A 25,256-nucleotide genomic window follows, 5' to 3' on the forward strand; every position below is an offset into this window, starting at 1 on the left:
GGGGTCGCATGCGCTTGACGGTGCTGCTCGTGGACGACGACGCGTCGTCGCGGATGGTGCTCGCGACGCTGCTCGAGGACGAGGGCTTCCAGGTCGACCTGGCCGGCTCGTTCGCCGAGGCCGGCCGGATGCTCGCGGCGGAGGGCGCGGCGTACGATCTCGCGCTGCTCGATCAGAACCTCGGCGACGGCTTCGGCACCGACCTCTTGCCGGCGCTGCGGGCGCGCCTGCCGGCCGTGAAGGCGGTGCTGCTCAGCGGCAGCGGCGGCGACGACCTCGGCGGGGCGCCGCCGCCCGACGCGGTGCTCTCCAAGGGGATCGGCTTCCCGGAGCTGCTTGAGCGGCTCCGGCACCTCGTCGGCTGACGCCTCGGGCGCGCGGCTTATCGCGCTTCGGGCGGCTGCACGTCGCGGGGGTGGAGCGGGGCGGCCCCGGTCTCGGCGCAATCGCAGACCTGGCAGCCGTTCCGGTCGGTCACGCAGCGGGGTTCCAGGCCCGGGCACAGGGGGCGATACTCGGTCGGGCAGGTGCCCTTCGCGGCCGCCGAGCTCGACACCGTGGTCGCGGGGGACACCGCCGGGCACGGCGAGAAGCCGTGGTTGCACGCGTGGCCGCACCCGAGGGCGCCGCCGGCGGCGAGCGCGGCGAGCGCGGCGAGCAGCACGAGCAGCATGTCGGAGCGGACGGCGCGCGCCGTGACGCAGCGCCGCGCGGGGGCGGGCTTGAGGCGGCCCTCGCCGGGCGGGGCGGCGTCGCGCGGGCCGGCGAGCCGCTCCCGCTCCGATCGGGCCGGAGGGCGCGCCTCGGCGCCGGTCAGCGAGAGGTCGTCCAGCGCGCCTGCCTGTGCGTGTTTGATCCTAAGCATGATCCGCCCGTCCTCTCGAAGCGCGGAGGCTCCGCGAGCCCGCAACCGTTCATGCTATGGGGGGCCGGCTTCGCTGGCAAGCAGGCTCATTTTTCCGTTCGCAGCGCCGCTTCCACCGCCGGACGCGCGGTGCGATGGCCGATGTGGGTGATCCTGGGGCTCGACGGGAGCGGACGCCGATAGGCCGCGGGGCCGCAGCGGTGGGCCGTTTAGACCCGGCGCAGCCTCTCCGCCGCGCGCTCCAGCGTCTCGTCCCGCTTGGCGAAGCAGAACCGCAGGACGGGCCCTGGCTCCACGCCGGAGAGGAACGGGGAGATGGGAATCGAGGCGACGCCGTGCTCGCGGATGAGGCGCAGCGCGAAATCGGCGTCTCGCTCGGCCGTGATCGCCGAGTAATCGACCAGCTGGAAATACGTGCCCTCGCACGGCAGCGGGCGGAACCGCGAGCCCTCGATGAGCCTCAGGAAGAGATCCCGCTTCGCCTGATAGAAGGCCGCGAGATCGGCGGCGAGCGGGTCGCGCATCACGACCTCGGCATACGCGTGCTGGATGGCGGCGTTCACCGCGAACGTCACGAACTGGTGCACCCGCTGGATCTCGGCCGAGAGCTGCCGCGGCGCCGCGCAATAGCCCACCTTCCAGCCGGTCGTGTGGTGCGTCTTGCCGAAGGAGCTGATGACGACGGAGCGATCCGAGAGCTCCGGATACCGCGCGAGGCTCTCGTGCCGGCGCCCGTCGAAGAGGATGTGCTCGTAGACCTCGTCGCCGACGACGAGGACGTCCCGCCCGTCCACCACCTTCGCGAGCTCGCGCATGTCGTCGGCCGACAGCGCCGTCCCGGTCGGGTTGTGCGGCGAGTTGATGAGCAAGAGCCGCGTGCGCGGCGTGAGCGCGCGCCGCACCTCGTCCCAGTCGACGCGGTACTCCGGAAAACGGAGCGTGACGAACACGGGGGTTCCGCCGTTCAGCTGCACGGCCGGCGCGTACGAGTCGTAACAGGGCTGGAACAGGATGACCTCGTCCCCGGGCCGGACGAACGCGGTGATCGTGCTGAAGATGCCCTCGGTCGCGCCCGAGGTGACCGTGATCTCCGTCGCCGGGTCGTAGCGGCGGCCATAGAGCCGCTCGATCTTCATCGCCAGCGCCTCGCGCAGGGCCAGCACGCCCTGCATGGGGGCATACTGGTTGTGGCCGGCGCGCATGTGGCGCGCCACGGCCTCGACGAGCTCCGGCGCGCAGTCGAAATCCGGGAAGCCCTGCGACAGGTTGATGGCGCCGTGCTCGTTCGCGAGGCGCGTCATCTCCGTGAAGATGCTGACGCCGGTCGACGGCAGCTTCGATGGGAACGCGGGCGTGGTCATGAGAGGCTCTATATCACCCCTTCTGCGCGGCCGCGCGCCGCGGAGCGCGAGCGCCGCAGCCGAGGCCAGCCCGCAGGCATCCGTCGCGCTCTCCAGACCGGGCGCGCGTGGCGCGGGAGCTCCGCCGCGCGGCTCCGAAAGTCGCCCGTCGCGCGTCAGCAATCCGCAGCGGGGACCCGGGGCTCCTTTCCGGCGGCCTGCCGGAGCGGGCGTCTCAGCGCGGCGTCCGCATCCTCGCGCTCCGGGGTCGCGTCGATGCGCCGGATGGCCCGCGGGATCATGACACCCAAGAGCGCGACGAAGCCTAGGAGCCCCTCGAGCGCGGAGAGGTGCACCGGCTGCCCGGCGCCCGCGAAGCGGTGGCGCGGGACGGCGTCGACGTCGAACGCCGCGAGGCCCTTGTCGTTGAAGATGAGCGGATAAAAATAGCGCTTCAGCTGCTCGTGGTAGGCGGCGATGCTGTCCCGGAAGGCGAGCTCCGTGGCCATGTCCGTGCCCGCCATCCGGTCGAGCAGGAGCTGCAGCGCGAGGGGCGGAAGGGCCAGGGCGGCCCGCTCGGTCCAGCGCTCCCGGCGCGCGAGCGCCGCGTGGTACGCCTCGACCTCCCGGGCGACGTGCGCGTCGCCCATCTCGTGCATGGCGTAGTACCAGGGCCAGGAGAACCGGTCCTCGGGCACGGGGGTAGAGGCCCACTCGGGGCGCCGCGCGAAGAACGGATCGAGCGTGGCGCGCTTCGGCCGGTCCCATCCGGCGTTCATCTCCTGGCGCTGCGCGAGCGTGAGCTCGACGCCGCCGCGGGCGGGAGAGGCCGTGAGGATCGCGAGGTTGACGAGCGCGGGCAGGAGGACGCAAAAGGCCATCCAGGCGCCCACGAGCGCGATGGCGTTCCACGCGGACGAGCGGCGCAGCGAGGCCACGAGGAACACGAGGACGAACCAGAGCGCGACGTACGCGAGCGAGGCGAGCGCGAAGGCGCCGGCGCGCTCGTCGAGCGGGAGCCGGAGCCAGGCGGCGGCGAAGGCGAGCAGCGCGAGCGCGACGGCCGAGACGAGCGCGGCGCGTAGCGCGAGCCGGACGGCGAGCAGGCGCGACAGGCGCGTCGGCTGCGAGCAGACGAGCGCCTCGGTGCCGAGGTCGTCGTCGCGCGAGCGGACGTCGTAGCTCACGCCGATGATGAACAGCGGGACGAGGAAGATGAGGACGAACCCGCAATCGAAGCTGCCGGCGAGCTGCTTGAGCGGGTTGGCGATGTCCGTCTGGTAGAGCTGGGGCACGAGGCCGATGAAGCGCAGGTGCCGGCTGTAGGGGTGCACGTCGCGCAGCCCGGTCGACAGCGCCGTCCATTCGTTCGGCGCGTGCGCGATAGGCATCGCGAGGTAATAGAGGACGAGGCCGAGATCGTCGTTCGGCGCGTGGGTCTCGCGGAGATAGCGCTCCTCCTCCCGGAGCGCGGGCTCGAGCGCCGCGATGACCTCGCGCTCGGCGGCCACGCGGGCCGCGCCGTCCACGATGGCGGCGGCGCCGGCCGCGAGCAGGAGGGCGGCGGTGACGAGGAGCACCCGCGCGCGGAGCAGCTGGCGGAGCTCGAGGCGGGCCCACGCGAGGAAGGGGCTCATGTCGCCTCTCCGTTTCGGCGGGTGAAGAGCGCGACGCCGAGCGAGAGCGCCGCCGCCCAGGCGAGCACGGCGAGCCCCGCCGGGGCGACGCGCGACAGCGCCCAGCCGGCGGGAGGCCGCCTGTGCTGGAAGGGGGAGAACTCGCCCCACTCGGCCCGATCGACCCGCTGCGCCTTGTCGTCGTGCCAGCGGATCTTGGTGGTGTGCAGGTGATTCAGGTGCTGGATGAAGGCGTAGCGGTGCGCCTCGGCCTGCTGCTCGAAGTCGACGAGGTGGTGGGCGTCGGTGCCCGCGAGCCCCATCGAGAACGACCGGATCGCGAGCAGCGGCGTGAACAGGCCCGCTCGGAGCGCGAGCCCGTCCTGGGCGCGGTGCGCGTCGAACAGGCGCGTATAATACTCATTGAACAGCTCGGTGGTGATCCGCTCCCCCTCGCGCATGACGATGCCTCCGTAGTTCACCGGGAGGTCCTCGACCCGCGCGGCGCCGTGCTCGGCCAGGGTGCGGCGCTGCAGCTCCTGGAAATGGGGGTTCTTGGGATCGTGGCTGTCGCCGACGTCGCGGATGGCGCGCGCGAGGTCGAGCTCGACCTGGGCCCGCGAGGGCGTCGGGTGGAGGCGGCTCGCGGCCTGGGTGGCGAGCCGCGGCACGACGATCCAGAGCGCGACCCAGAGGCCGAGCAGCGTGAGGAGGGCGGCCTGCGCGCGGCGGTGGAACGACGAGACGAGCACGCCGAGCGCCGCGCAGGCGACCAGATAGACGGCGTAGCCGCCCGCGAGGAGGGCGGCGCGCAGGAGCGTGTCCCCGGAGGCGTCGAGGACGCCTGTGAGCAGCGCGCCCGCGAACGCGAGCGCGAGGAGCGGCGCGAGCCACAGCGCGACGGCGAGCAGCGCCCCGAGGGCCTTGCCGGCGATGAGGACGCGCGCGGTGACGCCCTGCGAGAGCGCGAGGGCCCAGGTGCCCGCCTCACGCTCGCCGGCGACGCTGGCGAAGGTCATGCAGAAGAGGAGCAGCGGGAGCAGCGCCTGGAGGACGAAGGCGGCGCTCGGGGTCCCGAACCGCGCGAGCTCGCTCGACTGCGCGGCCTCGCTGAAGCTCAGGGCGTTGCGCTGGTGCGGCTCGAGGAAGATGGATGTGCCGGCGAAGGACTCGAGCCCGGGATCGAAGAAGCCGAGCGGGCTCGGGGGGCGGAAGGCGAAGGACCCATAATGGGCGGCGCGGTGCGGGTGGCGGTCGGGCTGCTCGACCCACTGGCGGTGGACGAGCTCCTGGAGGGCGGCGCGCTGGCGGGCCTCGGCGGTGTGGCGCGCGGCCTCGAGCAGGAACGCCGCGACGAGGAGCGCCGCGACGAGCGCGGCGGCGACGCGGAAGGTGCGGTTGCGGAAAGCGCGGATCGCCTCGTGCCGCGCCGCTGTGAAGAGGGCTCTCATGCGCTGACTCCCTGAGGGTCTCGTCGGACCGCGGCAGCGTCAGAAGCTCAAGGTGCCAGTCACGTACGCCGAGCGACCGTTACCCGGGTTGTGCTGGGACCCTACGGCGCCGAAGTCCTTGTACCAGATGGACGTGTCGTACGACCGGTCGAGCAGGTTGTTCACCTCGGCGCCGACCGAGAGGGCCTCGGTGACGTCGTAGGCCGCGCTCGCGTTGACGACGACGTAGTCGCCGACCTTCCGCGCGCCGTGCTCCTCGGTGAAGTTCTCCTTGTTCAGGTAGTAATCGCCCTGCGCGTAGCAGAAGAGCGAGACGAGCAGATCCTGCACGGGGTGGAGGTCGATTCCCCCCTTGGCGCTGAAGCTCGGGACGTGGTTGAGCTCCTTGCCCTTGTTCGCGGCGAGCGCCGGCCCGGGCTCGACCTGCTCGGAGAGGGTGCGGCTGAACGCGCCCCACACCGAGAGGAAATCGAACGGCCGCAGCGTGAGCTCGACGTCGAAGCCGCGCCGCAGCGTCTCGCCGACGTTCTCGACGTCGCCGGAGCCGTCGCCCTTGTCCCGCACCTCGCCGCTCGCGCGCTGCTCCCAATAGGCGAGGTGGCTCGTGACCCACGGGAAGACGCTCGATCGATGGCCGACCTCCCAGCCGTCGTTGATCGACGGATCGAGCGGCGTGCCCTGAACGGCATAGGCGCCCTTGCCCGTGCCGATCTGGAACGTGCGCCCGTAATTCGCGTACACGCTCTGCCCCTTGACGGGCGTGACCATGACGCTCGCCTTCGGCTGCCAGATGAAGCCGTAGTCGTTGAGGTCGTAATCGACCCTGCGGGCGGCCTCGCCCTCGGGCTGCTCGAGGAAGCTGCCGGCGCCGGCCAGGCGATCGGCCCGCAGCGCGGCGACGAGCTTGATCGGCTTGATCGGGCTCGCGCTCGCCTGCACGTAGGAGCCGACGGCGTGGAGGGCGAAGTCCTCGTCGCGGAACGCGGGGCTCTGCCGTTTCCGCTCGACCGTGGGGATGCGCTGGTATCGACTGTCCTGGAGCTGGTAGTCGACCCCCCACTCGACGGTGAGGCCGAGCGCCCGGGGGTCGCGCGCGCGGTACGTGAGCACCGAGATCGCGCCGTACTGCCGGTCGTCCTCGACCCGGAGCTGCTGGTCGAGGTCGGGATCGAACTTCACCCACCGGTCCCGCAGGAACGCCTGCCCATAGCCCTTCAGCTGCCACGAGAGGCCGTCGGCGAGCTCGCGATCCAGGTGGACGCTCGCGTGGAGGGTCGTCTGCCGGCCGCCGTCGGTGGCCGCGTGGGCGGGCGACGTCGTGGGGCGCGCGCGCGCGTCGTCGCCGGACAGGTAGCCGGGGGCGTCGGCGTCGAGGAGCATGCCGCGCAAGATGAGCCCGACCCGGAGCTCCCTGGACGGCTCGTAAAACCACTTGGCCGAGCCGGCGACCCGGTCGGTCCTCGCGTGATCGCGGTAGCTGTCCGAGCCGCGGTAGCCGGCGAAGTAGGTCTGGCTGAGCGCGTCGCGCTCGGTCGCGACGAGCACCTGGGGCTCGACGGTCCAGAAGCTCCCGGCGAGGAGCCGGGCGATGCGCTCGTTCCCCGTCTTGCGGGTGATGACGTTGATGTTGCCAGCGACGTTGTTCAGCCCGTAGCGCGGGTCGTTCGTGCCCTTGACGACCTCCATCCGCTCGATCTCGAGCGGGAAGACGGCCTTCATGTCGGGGAGGCCGACGTGGTGGTTGCTGGGGATGCCGTCGATGAGGAGCTTCGTGTGGGCGACGTCGCCCTGCGTGTTGAAGCCGCGGAGCCCGATGTCGGCGTTGATGATGCCCTGGTTGAAGGACTCGATGGTAACCGCCGGCACGCGCCGGAGCAGCTCGAGCGGCTCGGCCGCGCTCTGCTCCTGGATCTGTTCGCCGCCGAGGATATCGACCGATGCCACGACGTCGGCGCTGTCGAGCGGGCCGATCCGGTGGCCGACGACGACGACCTCCTCGCCGAGGTCGGCGGGCGCCTCGGGCGCCGCGGTCTCGAGGGCGCCTTCCGGCGGCGCCGCGCCTTCGGGGGGCGCCGCCGCGGCGGCGGGGGTCGAGAGCAGCGCGGCGAGCGCGGCGGCGAGGCCGGAGGTGCGCGCGCGCGGGGTCATGACAGGGCCTCGGGCGCGGGAGCGGCGGTCGCGCCGCTGCGCGGGGGGAGCGGGGGAGCGGCGTCGCCGGGAGGGTCGAAGTGCCGGCGGTACAGCGCGAGGACGTCGGCCTCGGACATGCCGGCGGCGCCCGTGACCTCGACGAGCCGGCCGGCCTTCATGACGCCGATCCGGTGCGCGATGCTCGCGACGGCGCCGAGGTCGTGGGTCACCATCAGCACGGCGGCGCCGCGGTCGCTCTCGCGCCGGATCGCGGCGCAGAGCTCGCGGACGGCGCCGGGGTCCAGCCCGGAGGTCGGCTCGTCGAGGAGCAGGGCGCCGGCGCCCTTCGCCTGCGAGAGGGCGAGGACGACCTTCTGCCGCATGCCCTTCGAGTAGCCGCTCGCCGGGCGGTGCACGGCGCGCTCGGGCAGGCCGGCCGCGGTGAGCAGCCGCGAGAGCTCCGCGGAAGAGGGCACGCGCGCCCGCGACAGGCCGAGGAAATACGCGAGGTTCTCGCAGCCGGTGAGGTGCGGATAGAGCCGCACCTGCTCCGGGACGTAGGCGATCTGCCGCCGCGCCGCGATGGGGTCGGGCTCCACGTGGGTGGAGCCCACGTGGGCGGCGCCGGAGGAAGGCCTGATGAAGCCGAGGAAGAGGCTCAGCGTGGTGGTCTTGCCCGCCCCGTTGGGGCCGAGGAGGCAAAACACCTCTCCGGCCGGGACCTCGAGATCGAGCGCGTCGAGCGCGGGGATTCCCCCGTAGGACTTCGAAAGCTTGTTCGCCGTAAGCATGGCAGGTCCGCCGGGGGCGATCGCCGCCGGCGGCGCACGCTATGCGATCGGCACAATTGAAAGTCAATTGCAAATGTTATGCATTTGTATTCACGTCTTTACTGAGCCTGGCGGTCGACGCGGCGCCGCCGCAGCTCCGCCGACCTCCCCTGGACGACGCGGCCCGAGGCCTGTTCGCCGGCGCCTCGCGGCGGGTCCGTTCGCTCCGGACGATCGTGTGGGTCAACCCGGGGAGCGAGGGCGATCGCGCCCGGGCCTGGCTGGATGGCGGCGCTCCGCCCGAGGTCGCCTACCGGCTCCGCCCCGGCGCCCCGCGCGCGTGATACGGTCCCCGCCGCCGGCGCCCGAGGGGAGCGACGCCTCGCTCGCCTCCGCGCGGCAGACAGGGGGACACATGCGGCTCAAGGACAAGATCGCGCTCATCACCGGGGCGAGCAGGGGAATCGGGAGGGCCAGCGCGCTCGCGCTGGGCCGCGAGGGGGCCGTCGTGGTCGGGGTGGCGCGCACCGCGGCGGACCTGTCGGCGCTCGAGCGGGAGCTCGGCGCCGCGGGCGGGCGCGGGCTCATGATCGAGGCCGACGTCACCCGCGCCGCCTCCGTGGCCGCGTGCGTGGAGCGGGCGATCCGCGAGCTCGGGCGGATCGACATCCTCGTCAACAACGCGGGCATCGGCGGCTACCGGCCCTTCCTCGAGTGGTCCGAGGAGGACTACGACCGCATCATGGCGACCAACATGAAGGGGACGTGGCTGTTCTGCCGCGAGGTCATCCCCCACATGCGCCGCCAGGGCGGCGGCCACATCATCAACGTCGCCAGCGTCGCCGGCCTGCAGGGCTATCCCAACGAGGCCATCTACTGCGCGTCCAAGTTCGCGCAGGTCGGCCTGACGCAGGCGCTCGACCGCGAGTTCTGGCAGGAGAACATCAAGGTGAGCGCCGTCTGCCCGGGCGGCGTCGAGACCCACTTCGCCCTCGGCGACGGGCGCACCGCGGGCTCGGAGCGCATGCAGGGCTTCTCCACCGCGGAGGACGTCGCCGAGGCCGTGGTGCTCGCCGCGCTGCCGCGCGACCGCTCGCGCATCGTGCAGATCGTGATGCGGCCGATGAACGAGGCCACGTAGCGCCGCCCGCTCCGCGTGGACGACGGGCACATGACGTCTTCTTCTTCAGGCGATTGGCCGACGGTCACTCGATGAAGACCACGTGCCAGAGCGCCCTTGAATCCTCCATCCCAGCGGACGGCGGCCCGCGGTGGACGAGCGATCCGTGACGCGTCGCCCGAACCGTTCGATCGTCGTCATCCCGGTCCTGCGGTGCCATAGTGGCTTCCACGTGAGGTCACGCTGCGCCGCGGCACGGCTCTTCCTGGTCTCGGCGGCGCTCGCCGGCGGCGCGGTCGCGCGCGCTCAGCCGCCCGCTGCGCCCTTGCGCGTCGAGTATCGCGCGGAGGCTGGATGCCCGACGGAGGCGGATTTTCGCGCGCGCGTCGGCGCCCGCCTCCGCCGGCAGGTCGGGGAGGGGGACGCGGCGAGCGCGTATGTGGTGACCATCGAGCGGCGCGAGCGCCGCTTCACCGGGCGCCTCGGCGTCCGCGCGGCGGGCGGGGCGGTGTCCGATCGCGATGTCGCGGGTGACACCTGCGACGATGTCGTCGCCGCGCTCGCGGTGGTGACCGCGCTCGCCATCGACGCCCAGGCCGGGGAGGCGCCCGCCGCGGTCGCGGCGCCGATGCCTTCCGCGTCCGCGAGCGCCGCCGCCGCGCCGACGCCGCCGGCCAGCGCCCCGCTGGCAGGTACCCCGCGGGAAAGCGCCCCGCGGGCCGACAGCGCGTGGGCGCGGCCGCCCGCGCCAGCGGCGGACGTCGCGGCGCGCCTGACGCTCGGCGCGCAGCTCCTCTTCGGCGCGATGATCGGCCCGCCGTCCTTCGGCGCGCGCGTCTTCGCGGAGCCCCCGTTCGCCGCGACCGATGGCGGCGTCGGCCCGCTGCGCTTCGGCGCGGCCCTCGAGGCGTCCTCCGACACCCCGTCGACGGGCGGCGCGGCGTCGTTTCTGCTCGCCGCCCTCGCCGCCGACGCGTGTCCGATCGGCGCGGGGCTCGGCCCCGTGCGCCTCTCCCCCTGCGCGCGCGTCGAGGGCGGCCTCGTCGCGGCGCGCCGCCGAGGCGTCGCCCCGGCGCGCGAGGCGACGCGCGGGTGGCTCGCGTTCGCCCTGCCGGTGCGCGCTCGGCTGCCGCTCTGGGGCCCGCTCGCGCTCGACGCCGAGGCCGGGCTCCGCATGCCGCTGCTGCGCGACGGCTTCTTCGCCGAGGGCGCCGAGGTCGTCGCCCGCCCGCCGCCGATCGAGGGCGTCTCCGCGCTCGGGCTCGGGCTCACGATTCCGTGATCCCGGCGCCCGCCTCCGAACATAGCTGCAGCAAACCATGATCAGCGCGATCTCAGCCGACCACCCTGTGCGCGCGGAGGCGGCGCGCGACGCGGCCATGACGGCGCACGCGGAGCGCGCCGAGCAGGGCGCGCCGCCGCCCTCCGCGGAGCGCTACCGCGCGCTGGTCGACGCGCATTTCGACTTCATCTGGCGCTCGCTGCGCGGGCTGGGCGTCCCCGCCGGGTCGGCCGACGACGCCGCGCAGCACGTCTTCCTGATCGCGTACCAGAAGCTCGGCGAGATCGCGCCCGGCCGCGAGCGCTCGTTCCTCTTCGGGACGGCGCTGGGGGTCGCGGCGAACGCGCGCCGGGCCGGGGCGCGCCGGCGTGAGCTCTGCGACGACGAGGCGACGGCGATCGCGGCCGACGGCGCGCCGAACCCGGAGCAGCTCGTCGAGATGAAGCAGGCGCGCGCGCTGCTCGACGAGGTGCTCGACGCGATGGAGGAGGACCTCCGCGTCGTCTTCGTCCTCTTCGAGCTCGAGGGCGTGCCGACGGAGGAGATCGCCGCGATGCTCGGGCTCCCGAAGGGGACCGTGGCGTCCCGCCTCCGCCGCGCGCGAGAGGAGTTTCGGGCGATCGCGAGGCGCGTCCAGGCGAGGGCGCTGCACGGCGGAGGCAAGCGATGACCGATCCGAAGCGGCTCGGAGAAGAGGAGACGACCGAGTTCGAGCGCGCGCTGCTCCGCTCGTGGAAGCGCGAGTCGCCGCCTGCTTCGGCGCGCGCGCGCGCGCTCGCCATCGCCGGGCTCGCTGTGGGGACGAGCGCCGCGCCCGGCGCGCCCGCCGCACCCGGCGCATCCGCCGCGCCCGCGCCGAAGGCGGCGGCCGGCAAGCTGCTTTCGCTCGCGAAGTGGAGCCTCGGGGCGGCGATCGGCGTCGGGCTCGTCGGCGCGGGCGTCGCGCTCCTCCGTCCCTCGGCGCCCTCCTCCGCGGCGGCGACCTCGAGCGAGCCGCCGGCCGTGAGCGCGCCGCCCACCGCGGGCGAGCCGCCGGCCGTGAGCGCACCGCCCGTCGCGCCCGCGCCGGCGCCGGCGCCCTCCGAGCCTGCGACGCGCGCGCCGATCCCGGTCCAGGCGAGCGCCCCGCCGGGCCCAGCGCCCGCTGCCGCCGCGAGCCCGCCGCGCCCGAAGAGCGCGGCGCCGCGCTCGCGCTCCGCCCCTGTCGCGTCGACCGACACGCTCGGCGAGCAGGTCGCCATGATCGATCGCGCGCGCGACGCCCTTGGCGCCGGCGACGCGGCGGGGTGTCTCTCGGCGCTCGACGCCTACGACAGGAGGTTCCCCCGGAGCGCGATGGGCGAGGAGGCCACGGTGCTCCGCATCGAAGCGCTGATCCGCCTCGGCGATCGGGCCCGCGCGGCCGATCTCGGCCAGCGATTCCTCGCCTCGCGCCCGACGAGCCCGCACGCCGCCGGCGTGCGCGCGCTCCTCGGCGCGACGACGGAGCCGTGATCGAGCGGCGCGCGCGGACATGGCTCCTCGCGCGCGCGGCGCGCGCGCCGCCGGCAACGTGCTTTTGAGGGCCCCGGAGAGTGGGCCTATCGTGGTCGGTTCGTCTGACGTGTCGAGCGCAGTCGACACGCGGTAGCTCAGCGGAGAGGTCTCTCATGGTTTGGTCATCATGGATCATGCGCCGCGCGCGGAAGGCAGCCGCGCTCGGAGCGGCGGTGGCGGGCCTCTCGCTGCCGGCGAGCGCCGCGGCGCAGCAGGCGCTCGCTCCCGGGTGGGAAGAGACCGAGCTCCGGGACGACATCGCCGAGCGGCGCGAGCGCGCCGCGCTCCTGGCCACGCACTTCCACGACGCGATCAGGCTGCACTCCATGGGGAAAAGGCTGCCGATCCTCGTCAGCGGTATCGGCGGGGTGAGCCTCGCGATGAGCCTGGCCGGGGACCTGGGTGCGCCGCCGCTCATCGCCTTCGCCTCCGGCTCCGCGACGTTGCTCGCCGGAGGCCTCGCCTCGCTGGCCGTGCCGGAGACCTACCGGCTCAACACCCTCGCGGCCACCACGCTGCTCTCGCAAGGGAGCTTGTGGCTCGGGCTCGCGTTCATCGAGGACGCCCCGTCCGCGAGGGTGACGCCGGTCGCGCTCTCGGCGGGCTGTTACGCGGCCGGCCTGCTCTCCGGTCTGAACCTGGCGCTGTCCGACTACACGCCAGTCTCCCGGCTTCGCGAAGACCACGCGCTGGTGGCGACGCCCGCGTGGCGCGCGCGGCTGTCCGGCGCGCAGATCGCGAGCATCGAGCGGGACCTTTTGGGCACCGCGCCTGCGATCCCGAGCTGGGCGATCTACCTTCCGGTCGCTCTCGGCAGTGTCGCGGCCACCGTGCCGGCGCTCGACGGCGATTTGCCGGTGGGACAGCGGATGTGGAGCTTGTCGCTCGGTCTCCTCAACGCCACCTGGTCGATCGCCGCCATGTTCGAGCGCGAGCATCCGGCGCAGTCCTACGAGCGGGACCTGCGCAGGGCCGGCCTGCGCGTCGCGCCGTCGGGACCCGACGGCAGCGCGGGCCTCACGGCCTCGGGCACGTTCTGATGGGTTGTCCCTCGAGCGCCTCCCAAGCTGCTCTCTCCGGGGCCGGCGCCCGGTGGGCCCCTGTCGTGGCCCGCCATCGCTCCGGGCTCTCCTCGGTCGATTGGGGAGGGCCCAGCGGGGGCTGCAGTGATCGTCACCATTTCGCGCCTCTTTGGGCGCTGATCAAGGAGGATTCGTCATGCGCAACATTCTTATCACCGTCTTCGTGTTCATCGCAGGGTGTGGCGGTGATGGTCAGGTCGCGGGCAAGGTCGCTTGCGACTTCATCGGCACCGCCAGCGGTGTGGCGGTCCATAGCTGCGGTGAGATCGACGACGACGGCACGGGTGAACAGGAGAGCCAGTGCAAGAGCTCCGGAGACGTCGAGGCCAAGCTCGTCGATAGCTGCTCTAGGGACGACGTCCTCGGCACCTGCATCCTCACCCGCGACGGCGAGACGATGACGCTGTATTATTATAGTTCGGAGATAGTCACGGAGGATGTCGTGAAGCCGATCTGCGAAGGAGTGAATGGCACCTGGACGGCGAGCTGACCACCTGTCGCGGCGCCGCCGCTCGGCGCACCTCCGTAGGCGCGAGCCCGGGGGCAAAGTGCAGCGATCCTTTCGGCGTGCACGGGAGGGGTGGACGACCTCCCTCTGACCGAGACGGACGTCGCGTCCGAGGCCCGCCGGTGCGGCGCCCTGCGGCACGCAGATGATGGCGAAGTTCATCGCGGATCCCGAGGCCCCCCCTCTTCGCCTTCCGCATCCGTCGCGGCGAGCCGCTTCCAGTCAGATGCCGGCTCCGCGCACCAGAAGGACCATCCCCGTCCCCATCACGGCGGCGCCGGCATAGCGCAGCCCCCGCGACAGGGACTCTCGACCAGCGGCGAGCTCGCCGAGGACGAGACCGCAGAGATGAAGCACGGTCGTGCTCAGCAGAAAGCCCATGGCATACAGCGCCGGGCTGACCGCATGAGGCATCTCCAGGCCGTGGGCATGTCCGTGAAAGACACCGAACATCGCCACGCATCCGGAGAGCAGGAACGGTGAGGAGCCACGGGTCGTGGTGACGATGCCGAGGCCGAGCGCCGCGACCGACGCCGCGATGCAAAGCTCGCCCAGGGGCATGGGCCATCGCGCCATTCCCAGGAGGCCGCCGACCAGCATCGCGGCGACGAACGTGGCGGGGATCCGGAGGAGGTGCTTTCCGCCGAGCTGCGAGCTGACGACACCAACGCTCACCATCGCGAGCAGGTGGTCCGCGCCGAACACCGGATGAAAGAGGCCCTTCAGAAATCCCGCATCGGCGCCGCCCGGGTGCGCCCAGCTCACGGTGGGCCACGAGACGAGCGTGGCGACGAGCAGGGCGCGCGCGCCGGGACGTGAGGCCCATCCCATCGTCTTTTGGATCGTGGATTTCATGAAGCGCCTCTCCTCGTCAGGCGTTCGCCGCGCGCGCTGCCGTCGATGCAGGATCGCTGTGGAAGAGCTTGTAGGCGAGCGCCGCGAGCAAGAGCTCGGTACCTGCGATGAGCACGTTCGGGTAGAGCGGGACGCCCGCGACGACCGGGAGCGGCACGTCGGGTCCCGCGAGCAGGCTGGTCCCCGGGATGAGCCACGTAATGTAGAAGAAGGGCGTCCAGATGATGACGACGATCCAGGCCGCCACGTTGAACCCGACCTGCGGCTCCATGGACCGCCGCCACATCATCCACAATCCGACGATCGTCACGCCACACAGGATGAGCAGCATGAGGGCGTCATGAAAGCGCGCATGCTCATGCCATGCAGGGTTGAACAGGTGGGTTTTATTCCAGTCCACGCCGACAGCGACGATGGCGCCGCTCGCCAGAACGAACGTGAGAACGACTCTTCCAAGGGTACTTCGGTTCATGGTGGTAGGCTCCTGACTCACGTTGTTTGAAATAGCCCGCTTCCCTCGTCGGCGCGGCCACCTTGCGTTGAAATTCATAGTAACCTCGCCGAGGATCGCGAGCGGACCGGCCCCGTCGGCATTGCCGATCTTGATGAAGCCAGCCCCCCTCGAACCAGGGTCTTCGCAGCTGCACAAGGCCAACGTCCCTGAGATCGATGCGACCGACATGGCCGTGAGCCCGACCTTTCCCTCCCGCACATGATTATTCATGGGCTCTCCGCGGTGAGTCGCGAAGACCATAGCCGTCCATTTGCAAAAATAACAATATATTGATCCAATCGATCGATTTGATCTGCTGATTGATCCATGGTACGGTCGAATGTCGTGGACCTACGACACCTTCGCTATTTCCTGGCCGTCGCCGAAGAACGCCATTTTGGCCGCGCCGCGCAGCGTCTGCACATCGTTCAGCCGGCGCTGAGCATGCAGATTCGGGCGCTCGAAGACGAGATCGGCGGCGCGCTGTTCGTGCGGACGAGTCGGCGCGTGGAGCTGACCGAAGCCGGCGCATTGCTGGTCGTCGAGGCGCAGCGGGCGGTCGCGCAGGCGGAGCGGGCCAAGGCGATCGTCCAGCAATCGCTGCGCGGCGACATCGGCAAAGTTCGCATCGGTTACGCGGGCAACGCGATCCTCACTGGCAAGACGACGGACCACCTGCGAGCGTTCCGCAAAGCCCATCCTGCCGCGGAGATCGAGCTGCGCGAGATGCCACCTTCGAGGCAGGCGGAAGCCGTGCTGACCGGCGAGGTTGACGTCGGCTACTGCCCGGCGTTCGCTCTCAAGGCAGATCCGCGGTTGAGCGTCCAACCGATCGGCGCTTGGTCGCTGGTGGTCGCGATGGCAGAGGAGCACACGCTCGCGGCGCACAGGCGCGTGACGCCGAAGATGCTCGCTGGAGAGCCGCTCATCATGTTCCCATCGGAAGAGGCCGGTGGCGACGTGCTGAAGAGATTAACTCTCATGATAGGACGCGAGCCGCGCCGAGTCCACCGCGCCGACACCACCTTGAGCATGCTGTCGTTGGCCGGCGCAGGCCTGGGCGTGGCGCTGGCTCCAAAACCGCTGATTCAGGTGAAGGTTCCCCGCATCGTCTATCGTCCGTTCGTCGCGCCGAAGAACGTCTTCGCCGAGCTGCTCCTGATCGGCCGCGCTGACGAGACCTCCGGCGCTGTACGCGCCTTCGTGAAGCTAGCATCCGGCTCCTCGGATCGCGCCACCTCACGGTCGTAAGCGCCCTTTCGTCGACGTCGTCACGCACGCACAGCGTGGTGGTGTGTCTTCCTCCGTTCGTTTTCACCGGTCGGTCGGCGGCGCGGCGGAGGCTACCAGGGGCCGGCCCCGTTGGGCGCGGGAGGACCCGGAACGTCGTCGAGCTCGAGAAGGCGAAGATGGTCACCGCTCGATTGACCGGTTTCTCTGGCCGGATTTCTGACGCGCGGAACCAGCGCGGGGCCCGGGGTCGGCGGTCACCTCGCCGGCGTCATCGATCCCGGCGCAGGTCCGGGGAGCTCAGGTGTCGGCTCGACGGCGGCGACGGCTTGGTCCCGGACACGATGTATCCGACGCTGCCGCCGGCGCTCGCGTACGTCTTCTGGGCGATCGCCTCCGCGTTGCTGCGGACGGCGGCCATCGCCGCCGCCCAGCAGTCGTCGAACGCGCGCTCCTCGCCGCCGCCGGCGAGGAAATAGCGATGCGTGTCGGCGCGGCTCCAGATCCAGAAGTCGCGCCGGGCGAAGTCGGCGATCTCCTCCACGGTCGCGCGCTGCTCCGCGGACGCATAGGGCGGCAGGACCGCGCCCGCCTTGTCGTTGAGATAGACCTGGATGTCGATGAGACCGTGCCTGGCGAAGAGCTCGGGGACGAGCTCGCCCATCGAGTTGTTCCCTTCGCCGAGGGCCGCCTTGCCCCGCTCGCACAGGAGCTGGAAGCGGACGAGGGTGACGGTCTGCTCCACCGGCGCCCGCAGCGCGGCCGCGTCGAGCAGGGCGCCGGCCAGGTTGTTCGGCTCGGCCGCGGCCACGAGCCCGCCCGGCCTCGCGACCCGGACCATCTCGGCGATCATCGCGCCCGGATCCGCGGCGTGGATCAGCACCGTCTGGCACGTCACGAGATCGAACGTGTCGGCCTCGAACGGCAGCCGCTCGGCGACCGCGATCTGATAGCGAAACCGCTCCGCGTCCCCGCGCGCCGCCGCGCGCTCGGCGGCCTTTTCGACCCAGACGGGATCGCGGTCCACGCCGGTGATGCGGGCCGCCCTGGGCAGAACGCCGCCGAGCACGCGCCCCCAGTGCCCGACGCCGCACCCGACGTCGAGCACCTCGCGCACGCGGCTCAGGCCCCAGCGCCGCGCGAGGAGCTCGACGTAGTCGCGATTCCACCAGCCGTCGCGCGTGTCGCCGAAATACTCGGCCGAATGCGAGGGGTTACCGGAGAACTCATTTCCCATGACAGCACACCTTGGTCGGGCCTCACGAGCAGGGGAGTCCAAGGTATCGCCTCCGGTGCGCTCTCGGCAACTCGTGGCCGCCGGGAGCGCGCGCGTTGGGGCGGCGCGCGGGAGCGCGCGCGTTGGGGCGGCGCGCGGGAGCGCGCGCGTCGCGACGCCGTCACAGGGACTCGAGATAGGCGACGAGGGCGCGCCGATCCTCGGCCGACAGGTGGGCGGTGTGTCCCATGGAGCCGTCCACCCCCTGGAGCAGCGCGAGCAGCGTCGGGTAGCGGCCGTCGTGGTAGTACGGCGCGGACCTGCCGACGAAGCGCAGCGAGGGGGTATCGAAGGCGCGCACGGCCTCGAAGCGGGTCGCGCTCCGCACGTCGTGGCGCGCGCCGTCGGTGGTCAGCTCGTCGCCCAGGTGGCAGCTCGAGCAGCCCGCCTCGCGGGCGTGGAACAGCGCCTCGCCGCGCGCGGCGAGGGCGGCGCGCGCGCTGGCCGCCATGGCGCCCGCGTGTGCGGCGCCTGCCCCGTCTGCGCCGGCCGGCGATGGCGCCACGAGCGCGGCGCGCTCCTCGGCCGTGAGGTCCTCCGCGCCGCCGGGCGGATCCATGGCGCGGAGGTAGGCGAAGATCGCGTCGCGCTCGCCCGCGGTCAGCCCGGCGCCTCCGAGCCGCGACAGGGTCCGGGCGAAGTGGCCCTCCAGGTCCTTCTTGTCCCCCAACCACCCGTACGGCGCGGTGCCGACGAGCCGCCCCATCAGCATCGGCGTCTGGCGCGGGCCCTCGGGCGTCGACCACGTGAGCGCGTCGTCGCGGCCGTCGGGGTGGCAGCTCGCGCACGCTCGGCCGTCGAACGCGATGCGCCGCCCGCCGGCCGCGTGAAAGAGCCGCTGGCCCTCCGCGCGCTGCTCGTCGAGGCGCGACGCGCGGGGCAGGACCACGACCGGCAGCTCGCCCGAGAGCTCCTTGCTGGGGGCGCTCATCACGGCCGACGCCGGGGCGCGGACGGCGGGCAGGATCGTCAGCTCGCCGTCGAACCGGGTGAAGACCACGGCGCGCCCGCGCGCGCCGTCGACGGCGATGGCGGTGGGCCCGAAGCCCACGCGGGCGCGGTAGAGCTCGCGATCCCGCGCCGACCCGGCCGCGCCCGGCTGGCCGGGGATCGCGGCGCGGGCGTCGTAGGCGATCACCTCGTCGCGGCCGAGGCAGGCGACGAGCAAGACCTCCTCGGCGGGCGCGATCGCGGCCGCGCGCGGGAGCTGGCAGCCGTGGGTCCCGAGGTGGGTCGACACCGGCGGGACGTCCGCGCGCTCGCCCGCCGCGTCGACGACCGCGATCTGATGGATCACGGTCTGGGCGAGCGCGGCCCCGTAGCCGCCGCTGCTCGCCTCGCGCCCCGGGTCCACGAGCGCGATGGGCGCGAACACCGCGCCGCTCGGCGCGCGCGCCAGCGCGAAGCCCTGCGAGCCGCGGCGCTCGACGCGCACCCGCGCGGGCGCGTCGGACGGCAGGAGGCCCTCCAGCCCGCGGGGCGCGCTCCGAGCCGCCTCGCTCGGCATGAGACGCGGAGCCGTGGGCTTCTTCCCGACGACGGCCCGAGGGCGCCACTCCACGCCGTCGGTCGAGAGCTCCCGCGCCGCGGTCGGGGCGCCGCCGTCGCCGAGCGCCACGGCGCTGATGCGTCCGCCCACCGCGTGGGCGACGAGCGCGCGCCGGCCGTCGGCCGACGCGACGACCGCGGCGGGATCCCGCGCGAGCGGGAGCTCGCCGAGGCGCCGGAGATCGGCGGTCGCGAAGCTGGTGAGCGCGGGCTCCCACCGGCTCGCGACGAGCAGCGTCGCGCGGTCCGGCGTCATCGCGAGGCCCACCGGCTCGCGCGCCACGGGCACGAGGCAGCGGCGCGCGAGCGGGGCGGCGGCGCCGATCGGCTCGAGCACCTCGAGCAGGCCGCGATCGCGCAGCGAGGCCACGACGCGGCCGTCGCCCAGCACGATCACCTGGGCGGGCCGGCCCGCGAGCGGGGTGCGCGCGAGGGCGGCGCGGGCGTCGAGGTCGACCGTGTGGAGGGCGCGATCGTCCTCGTCGGCGACGAAGGCGAGGGTGCGGCCGTCGAGCTCGGCGAGGGCGACGCCGGAGCCGGTATGGGTCGGATCGAGCGGCGCGGGCGCGGGGGCAGGGGCGCGCCGGGCGCAGGAGGGGGGAGGGGAGGGCGGAGGCGGCGAGCCGGCGGTGGGGGCGCTCGGTGGGGTCGAGCCGGCCGCGGCGGGGGCGCTCGGCGGAGGTAGCGGCGACGGCGGGGACGCGTCGCGCGGGGCGGGGGTGCAGGCGGAGAGGACGAGGGCGAGGGCGGTCGGGGCGGCGGCTCTCATGCCCGGACCATCGGGGCGGCGGGCGGGAGTGTGACCGGCGTCCCGACGGATCTGGTGTGAACCGCGAGCAGACGGTCCGGCGGCTCATTCCCTGCTGGGTGGCGCGAGGATGGCGATCGCCCTCGCCCTTCGCTGGAGAGGCCTCACATCGTCACGATCACCCGTCCCGAACCGCGTCGTGTTTCGAGGTGCTCGTGTGCGTCGGCGATCTCCGCCAGGGGAACGCGCCTGTCGATGCTGAAACCCGGCCATCCAGCGCGGAGCATCTCGTTCAGGGCGTCAGCCGCCGCAGCCTTCGTTTCCGGCTGGAAGTCATCGCTGCCCAGAAAGAAGACGTGGATGTTCTTGAACAGAAGCTGCCAGAAGGGGATCGCGGGCGTCCCGTTTCCCGTCGCGTACGTGGCAAGGGAGCCACCGACCTTCAAGAGCTTCTCATCGACGCCGATGTTTGCATCGAATGCGACCTCCACGACATGACTTACGCCATCGGGAGCCAGCGCACGAATCTGGTCGACGACCTCCTCCGTGGAAAGGCCGTCTGTCCGAATGACCTCGTGGGCGCCCGCTCGCGCCGCCACCGCCGCATCGGCTTCGGAGCGGACGGTTGCGATGACGCGTGCGCCGGCCTGCCGTGCCAGGCCCACGGCGCAGCAACCGACTGCGCCGGCTCCGCCCTGCACCAGCACCGGACGCCCCGCGACGAGATCGGGGAGGCGTGATGCCTTGCCTCGAGGCAGGCGGGATCCGGAAGCCCCACATACGGCTACATCGGAACGACCAGGAACCGCTCGACGGGAGCACGGTGCTGGCAGCCTCCCCCTGCGGGAGCACCGGAGGTAGATGCACCTCCTCTTGACACGGGACGGCATCTCGGATGGCCTCAGAGCAGGTGGCGCTCATGGGGGGTAGCGGGAGAGGCAGCGAGGCTCGGGCGGGGCCTCAAGCACACGCGTCATCAGATGAGCGCTTCCCCGCTCCCGTTCTCTCCTGTCTGCCTCACCAGCCATGTTGTCCCGACCAGCCCGACTGAAGATTCAAGGGAAAAGGAGCAGTGGATGAGCTTCGTAGTGATTGACGTCGAGACAGCGAATCCCGACCTGTCGAGCATTTGCCAAGTTGGCATCGCTTCGTTTCGGGATGGCAAGCTACACGAGTCGTGGGGTTCGTTGGTCAATCCAGAAGACTTCTTTCATGCGATCAACGTCTCTATTCATGGCATTGACGAGAGCTCGGTTTGCTCCGCTCCAAAGTGGACCTCGGTCTATGAAACGCTGAGACCTTGGCTAGCCCAACGCCTCGTGGTGAGTCATACCGCGTTCGATCGTGCTGCCTTGCTCCGTGCATGTCAGAAACACGGTCTCGCCCCACACCAATGCAGTTGGATTGATTCGGCGAGAATCGCAAGGCGTGCATGGCCATCGTTCGCTAGGTCGGGATATGGTCTCGCCAATGTTGCAAAACAGCTCGGCATAACGTTCCGCCATCACGACGCGCAGGAAGATGCTCGTGCAGCCGGGGAGATCGTGCTCCGCGCAGCCGCGGACACAGGGCTTAGCGTTGAACGCTGGATCGAACGCGTACTCCAGCCAATCAATCTGTCGGCCCCGTTAGAAGCGAATCCTAATGGGCCACTCTACGGCGAGGTGTTGGTCTTTACAGGCACACTGTCGCTTCCACGCCGTGAGGCTGCTGAGGCGGCCTCAGCCGCAGGTTGTGAAGTCACCGACAGTGTGACGAAGCGCACTACACTGCTGGTTGTCGGCGATCAGGATATACGTCGCCTCGCAGGCGAAGAAAAGAGTTCAAAGCATCGGAAGGCCGAAGAGCTGATCGCGAAGGGGCAGCAGATTCGCATCCTGTGCGAGAGCGACTTTAAACACCTCTTGCAGTCTGCTCCATAAATAATGGAGATCCGCTCTGCCTAGGTGAGGGCCGCGTCAGGAGAGATAGACCATTAACGGTTGCGACGCCACCGCTTGAGCACAGCAGCGAGGCGGCGACGGCCCCGGCGGAGCCATGAGAAGGCGGTCTCGAGAGACAGCCCGAGGCTCCGGGCGACCTCGCTCACCTGCTCGCCCTCGCCGATCAGGAGCAGTACACGGCGCTCCTGGGGTTCCACCAACCAGAGCAGCTCCAGGAGGGCGCGCGCCTCCACCTCCCCATGGGGGACGGCACCCGGCCGGCCACGTAGGCCCGCGGGTCCGGCATCGCGACCTCGTGCCGGCGGTAGGCCTCCGTACACGGCCGGTAATGTAGACCCGTGGGTCCGCCGACGGCGACCTCATGCCGGCGATACGACTTTTCGTGGTACTTCGCGCCCTGCTGGACGGCGATCTCGATCAGCCAGCGCTGGAGGATCCGACGTGGGTGCAAGCCGGGCTACGGCCGCTACCCGCCCTCGCGGACGGCCACGACAGCTCCGATGCGGTACTCCTGCAGCATGTCGTCGCGATCGTGGGCGGACACGCCGCACCTGGAGAGCATGGCGCGCAGCAGACTGCTCTCGGCGAGGATTGCCTCAGGCGGGATAGTGGTCGGCGGTGGTTTTGTCGGCACGGCGGGCGGGCACTTAGCCCCCCTCCGCCGCTTGCTCACGCAGCCGTTCCGCGTTCAGCCGGTCGGGCGGGCGTCGAACAACTGTGGGGTTCACTGGGTGACCAGTGCGGGCCCTAGCCCGACTATCGACCCGAGTGTGCTCGCCTCTCTGGTGCTGCCAGTAGGCCGAGCAGTTGCTCCATCGCTTCGTGATTGACCCGCGGTGCCGGGTCATCTCCAAGCGGCGGCTCGGGTGACCGTCTCGGCGAGCGAGGCGACCACCGCAGATCGAGGCGGCAGCTCGATGGGCGCGAGCGCAAGAGGCCCAATGCCTGGCGGCTGGACCCGGGTCGGGTCCGTGCCCTCCGGGGGGGGATCCTGGTTCAGGCGTTCCAAAAAAACGTGGAGAAATGGGACCGTCAGGCGCCGCAAATTCGGCCCAACGGATCGCGCCCGCTCGGAACGGCGCGCTTCAAGCGCCGCATGGGCTCGCGCGGTCGAGCGCTTCATGTGTCCGCATGTGCCCGCATGTGCTCCCATGCCGTCGAGCATGCCGTCGAGCGCTCCACGCGGTCCGACGCGGTCGAGCACTCGCCGCGTCAACTCCGGGTTGACACTGTGTACTGCCGCGCGTGACGACCCCGGGGGCGCCGCTGGTTCCAGGGAGCGTGATAGCGCATTCCTGGCGAAATCATCCAACGATATCGAATATCTGCCGTCATCGCCGGCGAGCTACCGTGTGGACCGTGCCTTGCTAGAAGCACGCTGTGGCGAGCGAAGCGCAGAGCTCCTCCGGACCGGGGGCGCTCGCGAGGCGCCGTCAGATCTTCAACTTACTTGGACAAAGGATTGGAACGATGAACCTTCGATCGACGTTCGCTCGTCATCTGCTGCTCACCCTCGGCGCCGCCGGTATCGTCGCGACCGGCTGCCTCTCCGAAGAGGAAGCCCTGCTCGAGATGGGCACCGTGGAGGGCGCGGCGAGCACCGCGCGCCTCGAGGGCGAGTCGCAGTCGTGGTCCACCTCGTCGGGGGACGGGATCGACGCGAGCTCGAGCTCCGTGCGGCTCAAGGCGAACGCTAGCGGCGACTACTTCCAGTTCTCGAAGTCGGTGGCCGCGGGTGAGTACAGGGTCGTGGTGCGGTATGCCCAGCGGAACATCTACGGCAACTACCGGCTCGATCTGAACGGCTCCTCCGCGGGGAACCTCGACGGCTATTCCTCCTCGTCGAGCGACAGCTGGAAGACGGTGACGCTCGGCACGAGGAGCCTCTCGGGCAACGTCGCGTTCAAGCTGGTCTCCACCGGCAAGAGCTCCAGCGCGACGGACTACGATATCAAGATCGATTACATCGAGCTCGTGCCGACGGGCAGCAGCGGCACCGGCGGAAGCGGCGGCAGCGGATCGACCAGCAGCAGCTCGACGTCGAGCTCCTCGTCGAGCGGCGCGGGCGGGAGCGGCGGCAGCACCACGACCGGGAGCGGCGGGGTCGTGGACTCGACCATCGTCGTGCGATCCGGCCAGGTCTACGACGGCGGCGGCAGGCGGTTCATCGCCGGCAGCGCGCTCGGCGACGGCAGCCAGTCCGAGAGCCAGAAGCCGGTGTTCAAGCTGGAGGACGGCGCGGTGCTGAGGAACGTGGTCCTCGGCGCGCCGGCGGCCGACGGCATCCACACCTACGGGAACGTCACGCTGGAGAACATCGTCTGGGAGGACATCGGCGAGGACGCCCTCACCGTCAAGGCCTCCGGCACCGTCGTGCTCAACGGCGGCTCGGCCGTGAACGGCGAAGACAAGGTGTTCCAGATCAACGCGGCCAGCACCTTCCGGGTCTCGAACTTCCGGGCGTCCAACGCGGGCAAGTTCATCCGGCAGAATGGCGGCACCACGTTCAAGGTCGACGTCGTCATCGATGGTTGCGACATCTCCCACATGGATGAGGCCATCTTCAGGACGGACAGCAGCACCAGCACCGTCACCATGAGGAACACGCGCTACAGCGACATCGGCGACGCGCTGTTCATCGGCCTGTCGTCGTCCCGAATCACGACCTCGAACAACACCGAGTACTGACGCCTCACAAAGGCTCGACGCGCCCCACGCAGGCTCGCGCGTCCCACGGCAGGCTCGCGCGCCCCCGCAGGCTCGCGGCGCTACCGCGAGCGCTGCTCGCCTGCGTGGAGGCCGCGCAGCACGATCGAGAGCCCACCGAAGAACTCCTGCTCCGGCGGCACGCGCCGCGCGTCGCGGGCCGTCGCCGAGAGGAACGGGTAGTCCTCCTCGGAGAGCGCCGCCAGCTGCGTCGTGCCCTCGCCCGCGAGCGGCCCGAGGTGCTCGGCCTGGAGCGCGCCGATGACGTAGCTGATCAGGCTGCGAAAGGCGATGACCCGCTGCGCCCCGGCGAAGCCCGCCTCGGTCAGCACCCCGAGCAACGCCTCGCCGAACCGGCGCACCCCCTCGGAGCTGTGCCGATGCGTCAGCGTCAACGGGACCACCGACGGGTGCGCGCGCACGGCGTCGCGCACGCGCGCGACGAGGAGCGTCACCCGCTGCGTCCACGCGGCGCGCGCCGGCACCTCGACGTCGACGGCGCCGAGCACCAGGTCGAGCACCAGCCGCTCGAGCTGCTCGCGGTCGCTCACGTACCGGTAAAGCGCCATCGTGCTCATCCCCAGCTCCCCGGCGACCGCGCGCATCGAGAGCGCCGCGAGCCCCTCTCGGTCGATGACCGCGAGCGCGGCGGCGGCGATGCCTGGCTGAGAAAGCGAGCGCGGTCGGGGCATGACCTTGACAGCGTACCGCGTACGCGTATGTTGAGTAAGTATACACCGTACGCCTACGGACCGCC

The 25,256-nt window shown here is 71.4% G+C and carries 24 protein-coding genes and 1 pseudogene; 11 read left to right on the top strand and 14 right to left on the bottom strand.

Translation table 11 applies throughout. The features are described from left to right. Positions 1-8 precede the first annotated feature (8 nt). Positions 9-365, top strand: a complete 357-nt coding sequence (locus WME98_RS21200) for a response regulator (protein WP_437952928.1) — start codon at positions 9-11, stop codon at positions 363-365. Between the two features lie 17 nt (positions 366-382). Here WME98_RS21200 and WME98_RS21205 read toward each other — a convergent pair whose 3' ends face one another. The 6 genes from WME98_RS21205 to WME98_RS21230 form a co-directional block, all read right to left on the bottom strand. After that, a complete protein-coding gene (locus WME98_RS21205) occupies positions 383-865 on the bottom strand; it encodes a hypothetical protein (protein WP_437952929.1) in 483 nt (160 codons plus the stop codon). Between the two features lie 209 nt (positions 866-1,074). Then, positions 1,075-2,226 carry a methionine aminotransferase gene (locus tag WME98_RS21210; protein WP_437952930.1) on the bottom strand — a complete coding sequence of 384 codons (1,152 nt, stop codon included), beginning with the start codon at positions 2,224-2,226 and terminating at the stop codon, positions 1,075-1,077. A gap of 155 nt (positions 2,227-2,381) precedes the next feature. Further along, positions 2,382-3,842 (bottom strand): DUF3526 domain-containing protein, encoded by a 1,461-nt coding sequence (locus WME98_RS21215; protein WP_437952931.1) that lies wholly within the window; start codon positions 3,840-3,842, stop codon positions 2,382-2,384. Continuing rightward, positions 3,839-5,272 (bottom strand): DUF3526 domain-containing protein, encoded by a 1,434-nt coding sequence (locus WME98_RS21220; RefSeq protein ID WP_437952932.1) that lies wholly within the window; start codon positions 5,270-5,272, stop codon positions 3,839-3,841. The genes WME98_RS21215 and WME98_RS21220 overlap by 4 nt, the downstream gene beginning before the upstream one ends. Positions 5,273-5,311: 39 nt before the next feature. Further along, entirely contained in the window at positions 5,312-7,420 is a 2,109-nt protein-coding gene (locus tag WME98_RS21225) for a TonB-dependent receptor (protein WP_437952933.1), read from the bottom strand. After that, positions 7,417-8,193, bottom strand: coding sequence for an ABC transporter ATP-binding protein (locus tag WME98_RS21230; RefSeq protein ID WP_437952934.1), 777 nt, complete (start codon positions 8,191-8,193; stop codon positions 7,417-7,419). Before WME98_RS21230 ends, WME98_RS21225 begins: the two co-directional genes overlap by 4 nt. Before the next feature lie 56 nt (positions 8,194-8,249). Between WME98_RS21230 and WME98_RS21235 the strand changes: the two genes are divergently transcribed. From WME98_RS21235 to WME98_RS21265, 7 genes are all read left to right on the top strand, one after another. Beyond that, entirely contained in the window at positions 8,250-8,516 is a 267-nt protein-coding gene (locus WME98_RS21235; protein ID WP_437952935.1) for a hypothetical protein, read from the top strand. A gap of 71 nt (positions 8,517-8,587) precedes the next feature. Further along, positions 8,588-9,313 (top strand): SDR family oxidoreductase, encoded by a 726-nt coding sequence (locus WME98_RS21240; protein ID WP_020741903.1) that lies wholly within the window; start codon positions 8,588-8,590, stop codon positions 9,311-9,313. A gap of 145 nt (positions 9,314-9,458) precedes the next feature. Continuing rightward, positions 9,459-10,574 (top strand): hypothetical protein, encoded by a 1,116-nt coding sequence (locus WME98_RS21245; protein ID WP_437952936.1) that lies wholly within the window; start codon positions 9,459-9,461, stop codon positions 10,572-10,574. A 37-nt stretch (positions 10,575-10,611) separates the two neighbouring features. Further along, positions 10,612-11,244 carry an RNA polymerase sigma factor gene (locus WME98_RS21250; protein ID WP_437952937.1) on the top strand — a complete coding sequence of 211 codons (633 nt, stop codon included), beginning with the start codon at positions 10,612-10,614 and terminating at the stop codon, positions 11,242-11,244. Next, on the top strand, positions 11,241-12,068 hold the full coding sequence (locus WME98_RS21255; protein ID WP_437952938.1) for a hypothetical protein: 828 nt from the start codon (positions 11,241-11,243) through the stop codon (positions 12,066-12,068). Before WME98_RS21250 ends, WME98_RS21255 begins: the two co-directional genes overlap by 4 nt. A gap of 155 nt (positions 12,069-12,223) precedes the next feature. Beyond that, on the top strand, positions 12,224-13,150 hold the full coding sequence (locus WME98_RS21260) for a hypothetical protein (RefSeq protein WP_437952939.1): 927 nt from the start codon (positions 12,224-12,226) through the stop codon (positions 13,148-13,150). Between the two features lie 178 nt (positions 13,151-13,328). Next, positions 13,329-13,682 carry a hypothetical protein gene (locus WME98_RS21265; RefSeq protein ID WP_437952940.1) on the top strand — a complete coding sequence of 118 codons (354 nt, stop codon included), beginning with the start codon at positions 13,329-13,331 and terminating at the stop codon, positions 13,680-13,682. A 240-nt stretch (positions 13,683-13,922) separates the two neighbouring features. Here the strand turns inward: WME98_RS21265 and WME98_RS21270 are convergent, their stop codons facing one another. Both WME98_RS21270 and WME98_RS21275 read right to left on the bottom strand, forming a co-directional pair. Then, positions 13,923-14,555 carry a HupE/UreJ family protein gene (locus tag WME98_RS21270; RefSeq protein WP_437334828.1) on the bottom strand — a complete coding sequence of 211 codons (633 nt, stop codon included), beginning with the start codon at positions 14,553-14,555 and terminating at the stop codon, positions 13,923-13,925. 16 nt (positions 14,556-14,571) lie between these two features. Beyond that, positions 14,572-15,279, bottom strand: a complete 708-nt coding sequence (locus WME98_RS21275; protein ID WP_437952941.1) for a DUF6640 family protein — start codon at positions 15,277-15,279, stop codon at positions 14,572-14,574. A 114-nt stretch (positions 15,280-15,393) separates the two neighbouring features. Between WME98_RS21275 and WME98_RS21280 the strand changes: the two genes are divergently transcribed. Then, positions 15,394-16,299 (top strand): LysR substrate-binding domain-containing protein, encoded by a 906-nt coding sequence (locus WME98_RS21280; protein WP_437954015.1) that lies wholly within the window; start codon positions 15,394-15,396, stop codon positions 16,297-16,299. Positions 16,300-16,549: 250 nt separating this feature from the next. Here WME98_RS21280 and WME98_RS21285 read toward each other — a convergent pair whose 3' ends face one another. The 3 genes from WME98_RS21285 to WME98_RS21295 all read right to left on the bottom strand — a co-directional run bounded on the left by WME98_RS21285 (position 16,550) and on the right by WME98_RS21295 (position 20,557). Continuing rightward, positions 16,550-17,515, bottom strand: coding sequence for a class I SAM-dependent methyltransferase (locus tag WME98_RS21285; protein ID WP_437952942.1), 966 nt, complete (start codon positions 17,513-17,515; stop codon positions 16,550-16,552). Between the two features lie 160 nt (positions 17,516-17,675). Further along, positions 17,676-19,871 carry a cytochrome C peroxidase gene (locus WME98_RS21290; RefSeq protein WP_437952943.1) on the bottom strand — a complete coding sequence of 732 codons (2,196 nt, stop codon included), beginning with the start codon at positions 19,869-19,871 and terminating at the stop codon, positions 17,676-17,678. Between the two features lie 143 nt (positions 19,872-20,014). Further along, positions 20,015-20,557 carry a zinc-binding dehydrogenase gene (locus WME98_RS21295; protein ID WP_437952944.1) on the bottom strand — a complete coding sequence of 181 codons (543 nt, stop codon included), beginning with the start codon at positions 20,555-20,557 and terminating at the stop codon, positions 20,015-20,017. 369 nt (positions 20,558-20,926) lie between these two features. Here WME98_RS21295 and WME98_RS21300 point away from each other — a divergent pair, with 369 nt between their 5' ends. Continuing rightward, positions 20,927-21,772, top strand: a complete 846-nt coding sequence (locus WME98_RS21300) for an exonuclease domain-containing protein (protein WP_437952945.1) — start codon at positions 20,927-20,929, stop codon at positions 21,770-21,772. A gap of 53 nt (positions 21,773-21,825) precedes the next feature. Here the strand turns inward: WME98_RS21300 and WME98_RS21305 are convergent, their stop codons facing one another. Together WME98_RS21305 and WME98_RS21310 are read right to left on the bottom strand one after the other, a co-directional pair. Beyond that, entirely contained in the window at positions 21,826-22,026 is a 201-nt protein-coding gene (locus WME98_RS21305; protein WP_437952946.1) for a sigma factor-like helix-turn-helix DNA-binding protein, read from the bottom strand. After that, positions 21,957-22,244, bottom strand: coding sequence for a hypothetical protein (locus WME98_RS21310; protein WP_437954183.1), 288 nt, complete (start codon positions 22,242-22,244; stop codon positions 21,957-21,959). Before WME98_RS21310 ends, WME98_RS21305 begins: the two co-directional genes overlap by 70 nt. A gap of 1,628 nt (positions 22,245-23,872) precedes the next feature. On the opposite strand from WME98_RS21310, the pseudogene WME98_RS21315 reads away from it, so the two are divergent. Continuing rightward, positions 23,873-24,481, top strand: a pseudogene (locus WME98_RS21315) (pectate lyase); the annotation flags it as partial. An 80-nt stretch (positions 24,482-24,561) separates the two neighbouring features. Here WME98_RS21315 and WME98_RS21320 read toward each other — a convergent pair. After that, the gene (locus WME98_RS21320; RefSeq protein WP_437952947.1) at positions 24,562-25,191 is read right to left on the bottom strand and encodes a TetR/AcrR family transcriptional regulator; all 630 of its coding nucleotides are present in this window, start codon (positions 25,189-25,191) and stop codon (positions 24,562-24,564) included. Positions 25,192-25,256 lie beyond the last annotated feature (65 nt).

This window comes from Sorangium sp. So ce296 (genome assembly GCF_051529605.1).
GTDB classification, from domain to species: Bacteria; Myxococcota_A; Polyangia; order Polyangiales; family Polyangiaceae; genus Sorangium; species Sorangium cellulosum_D.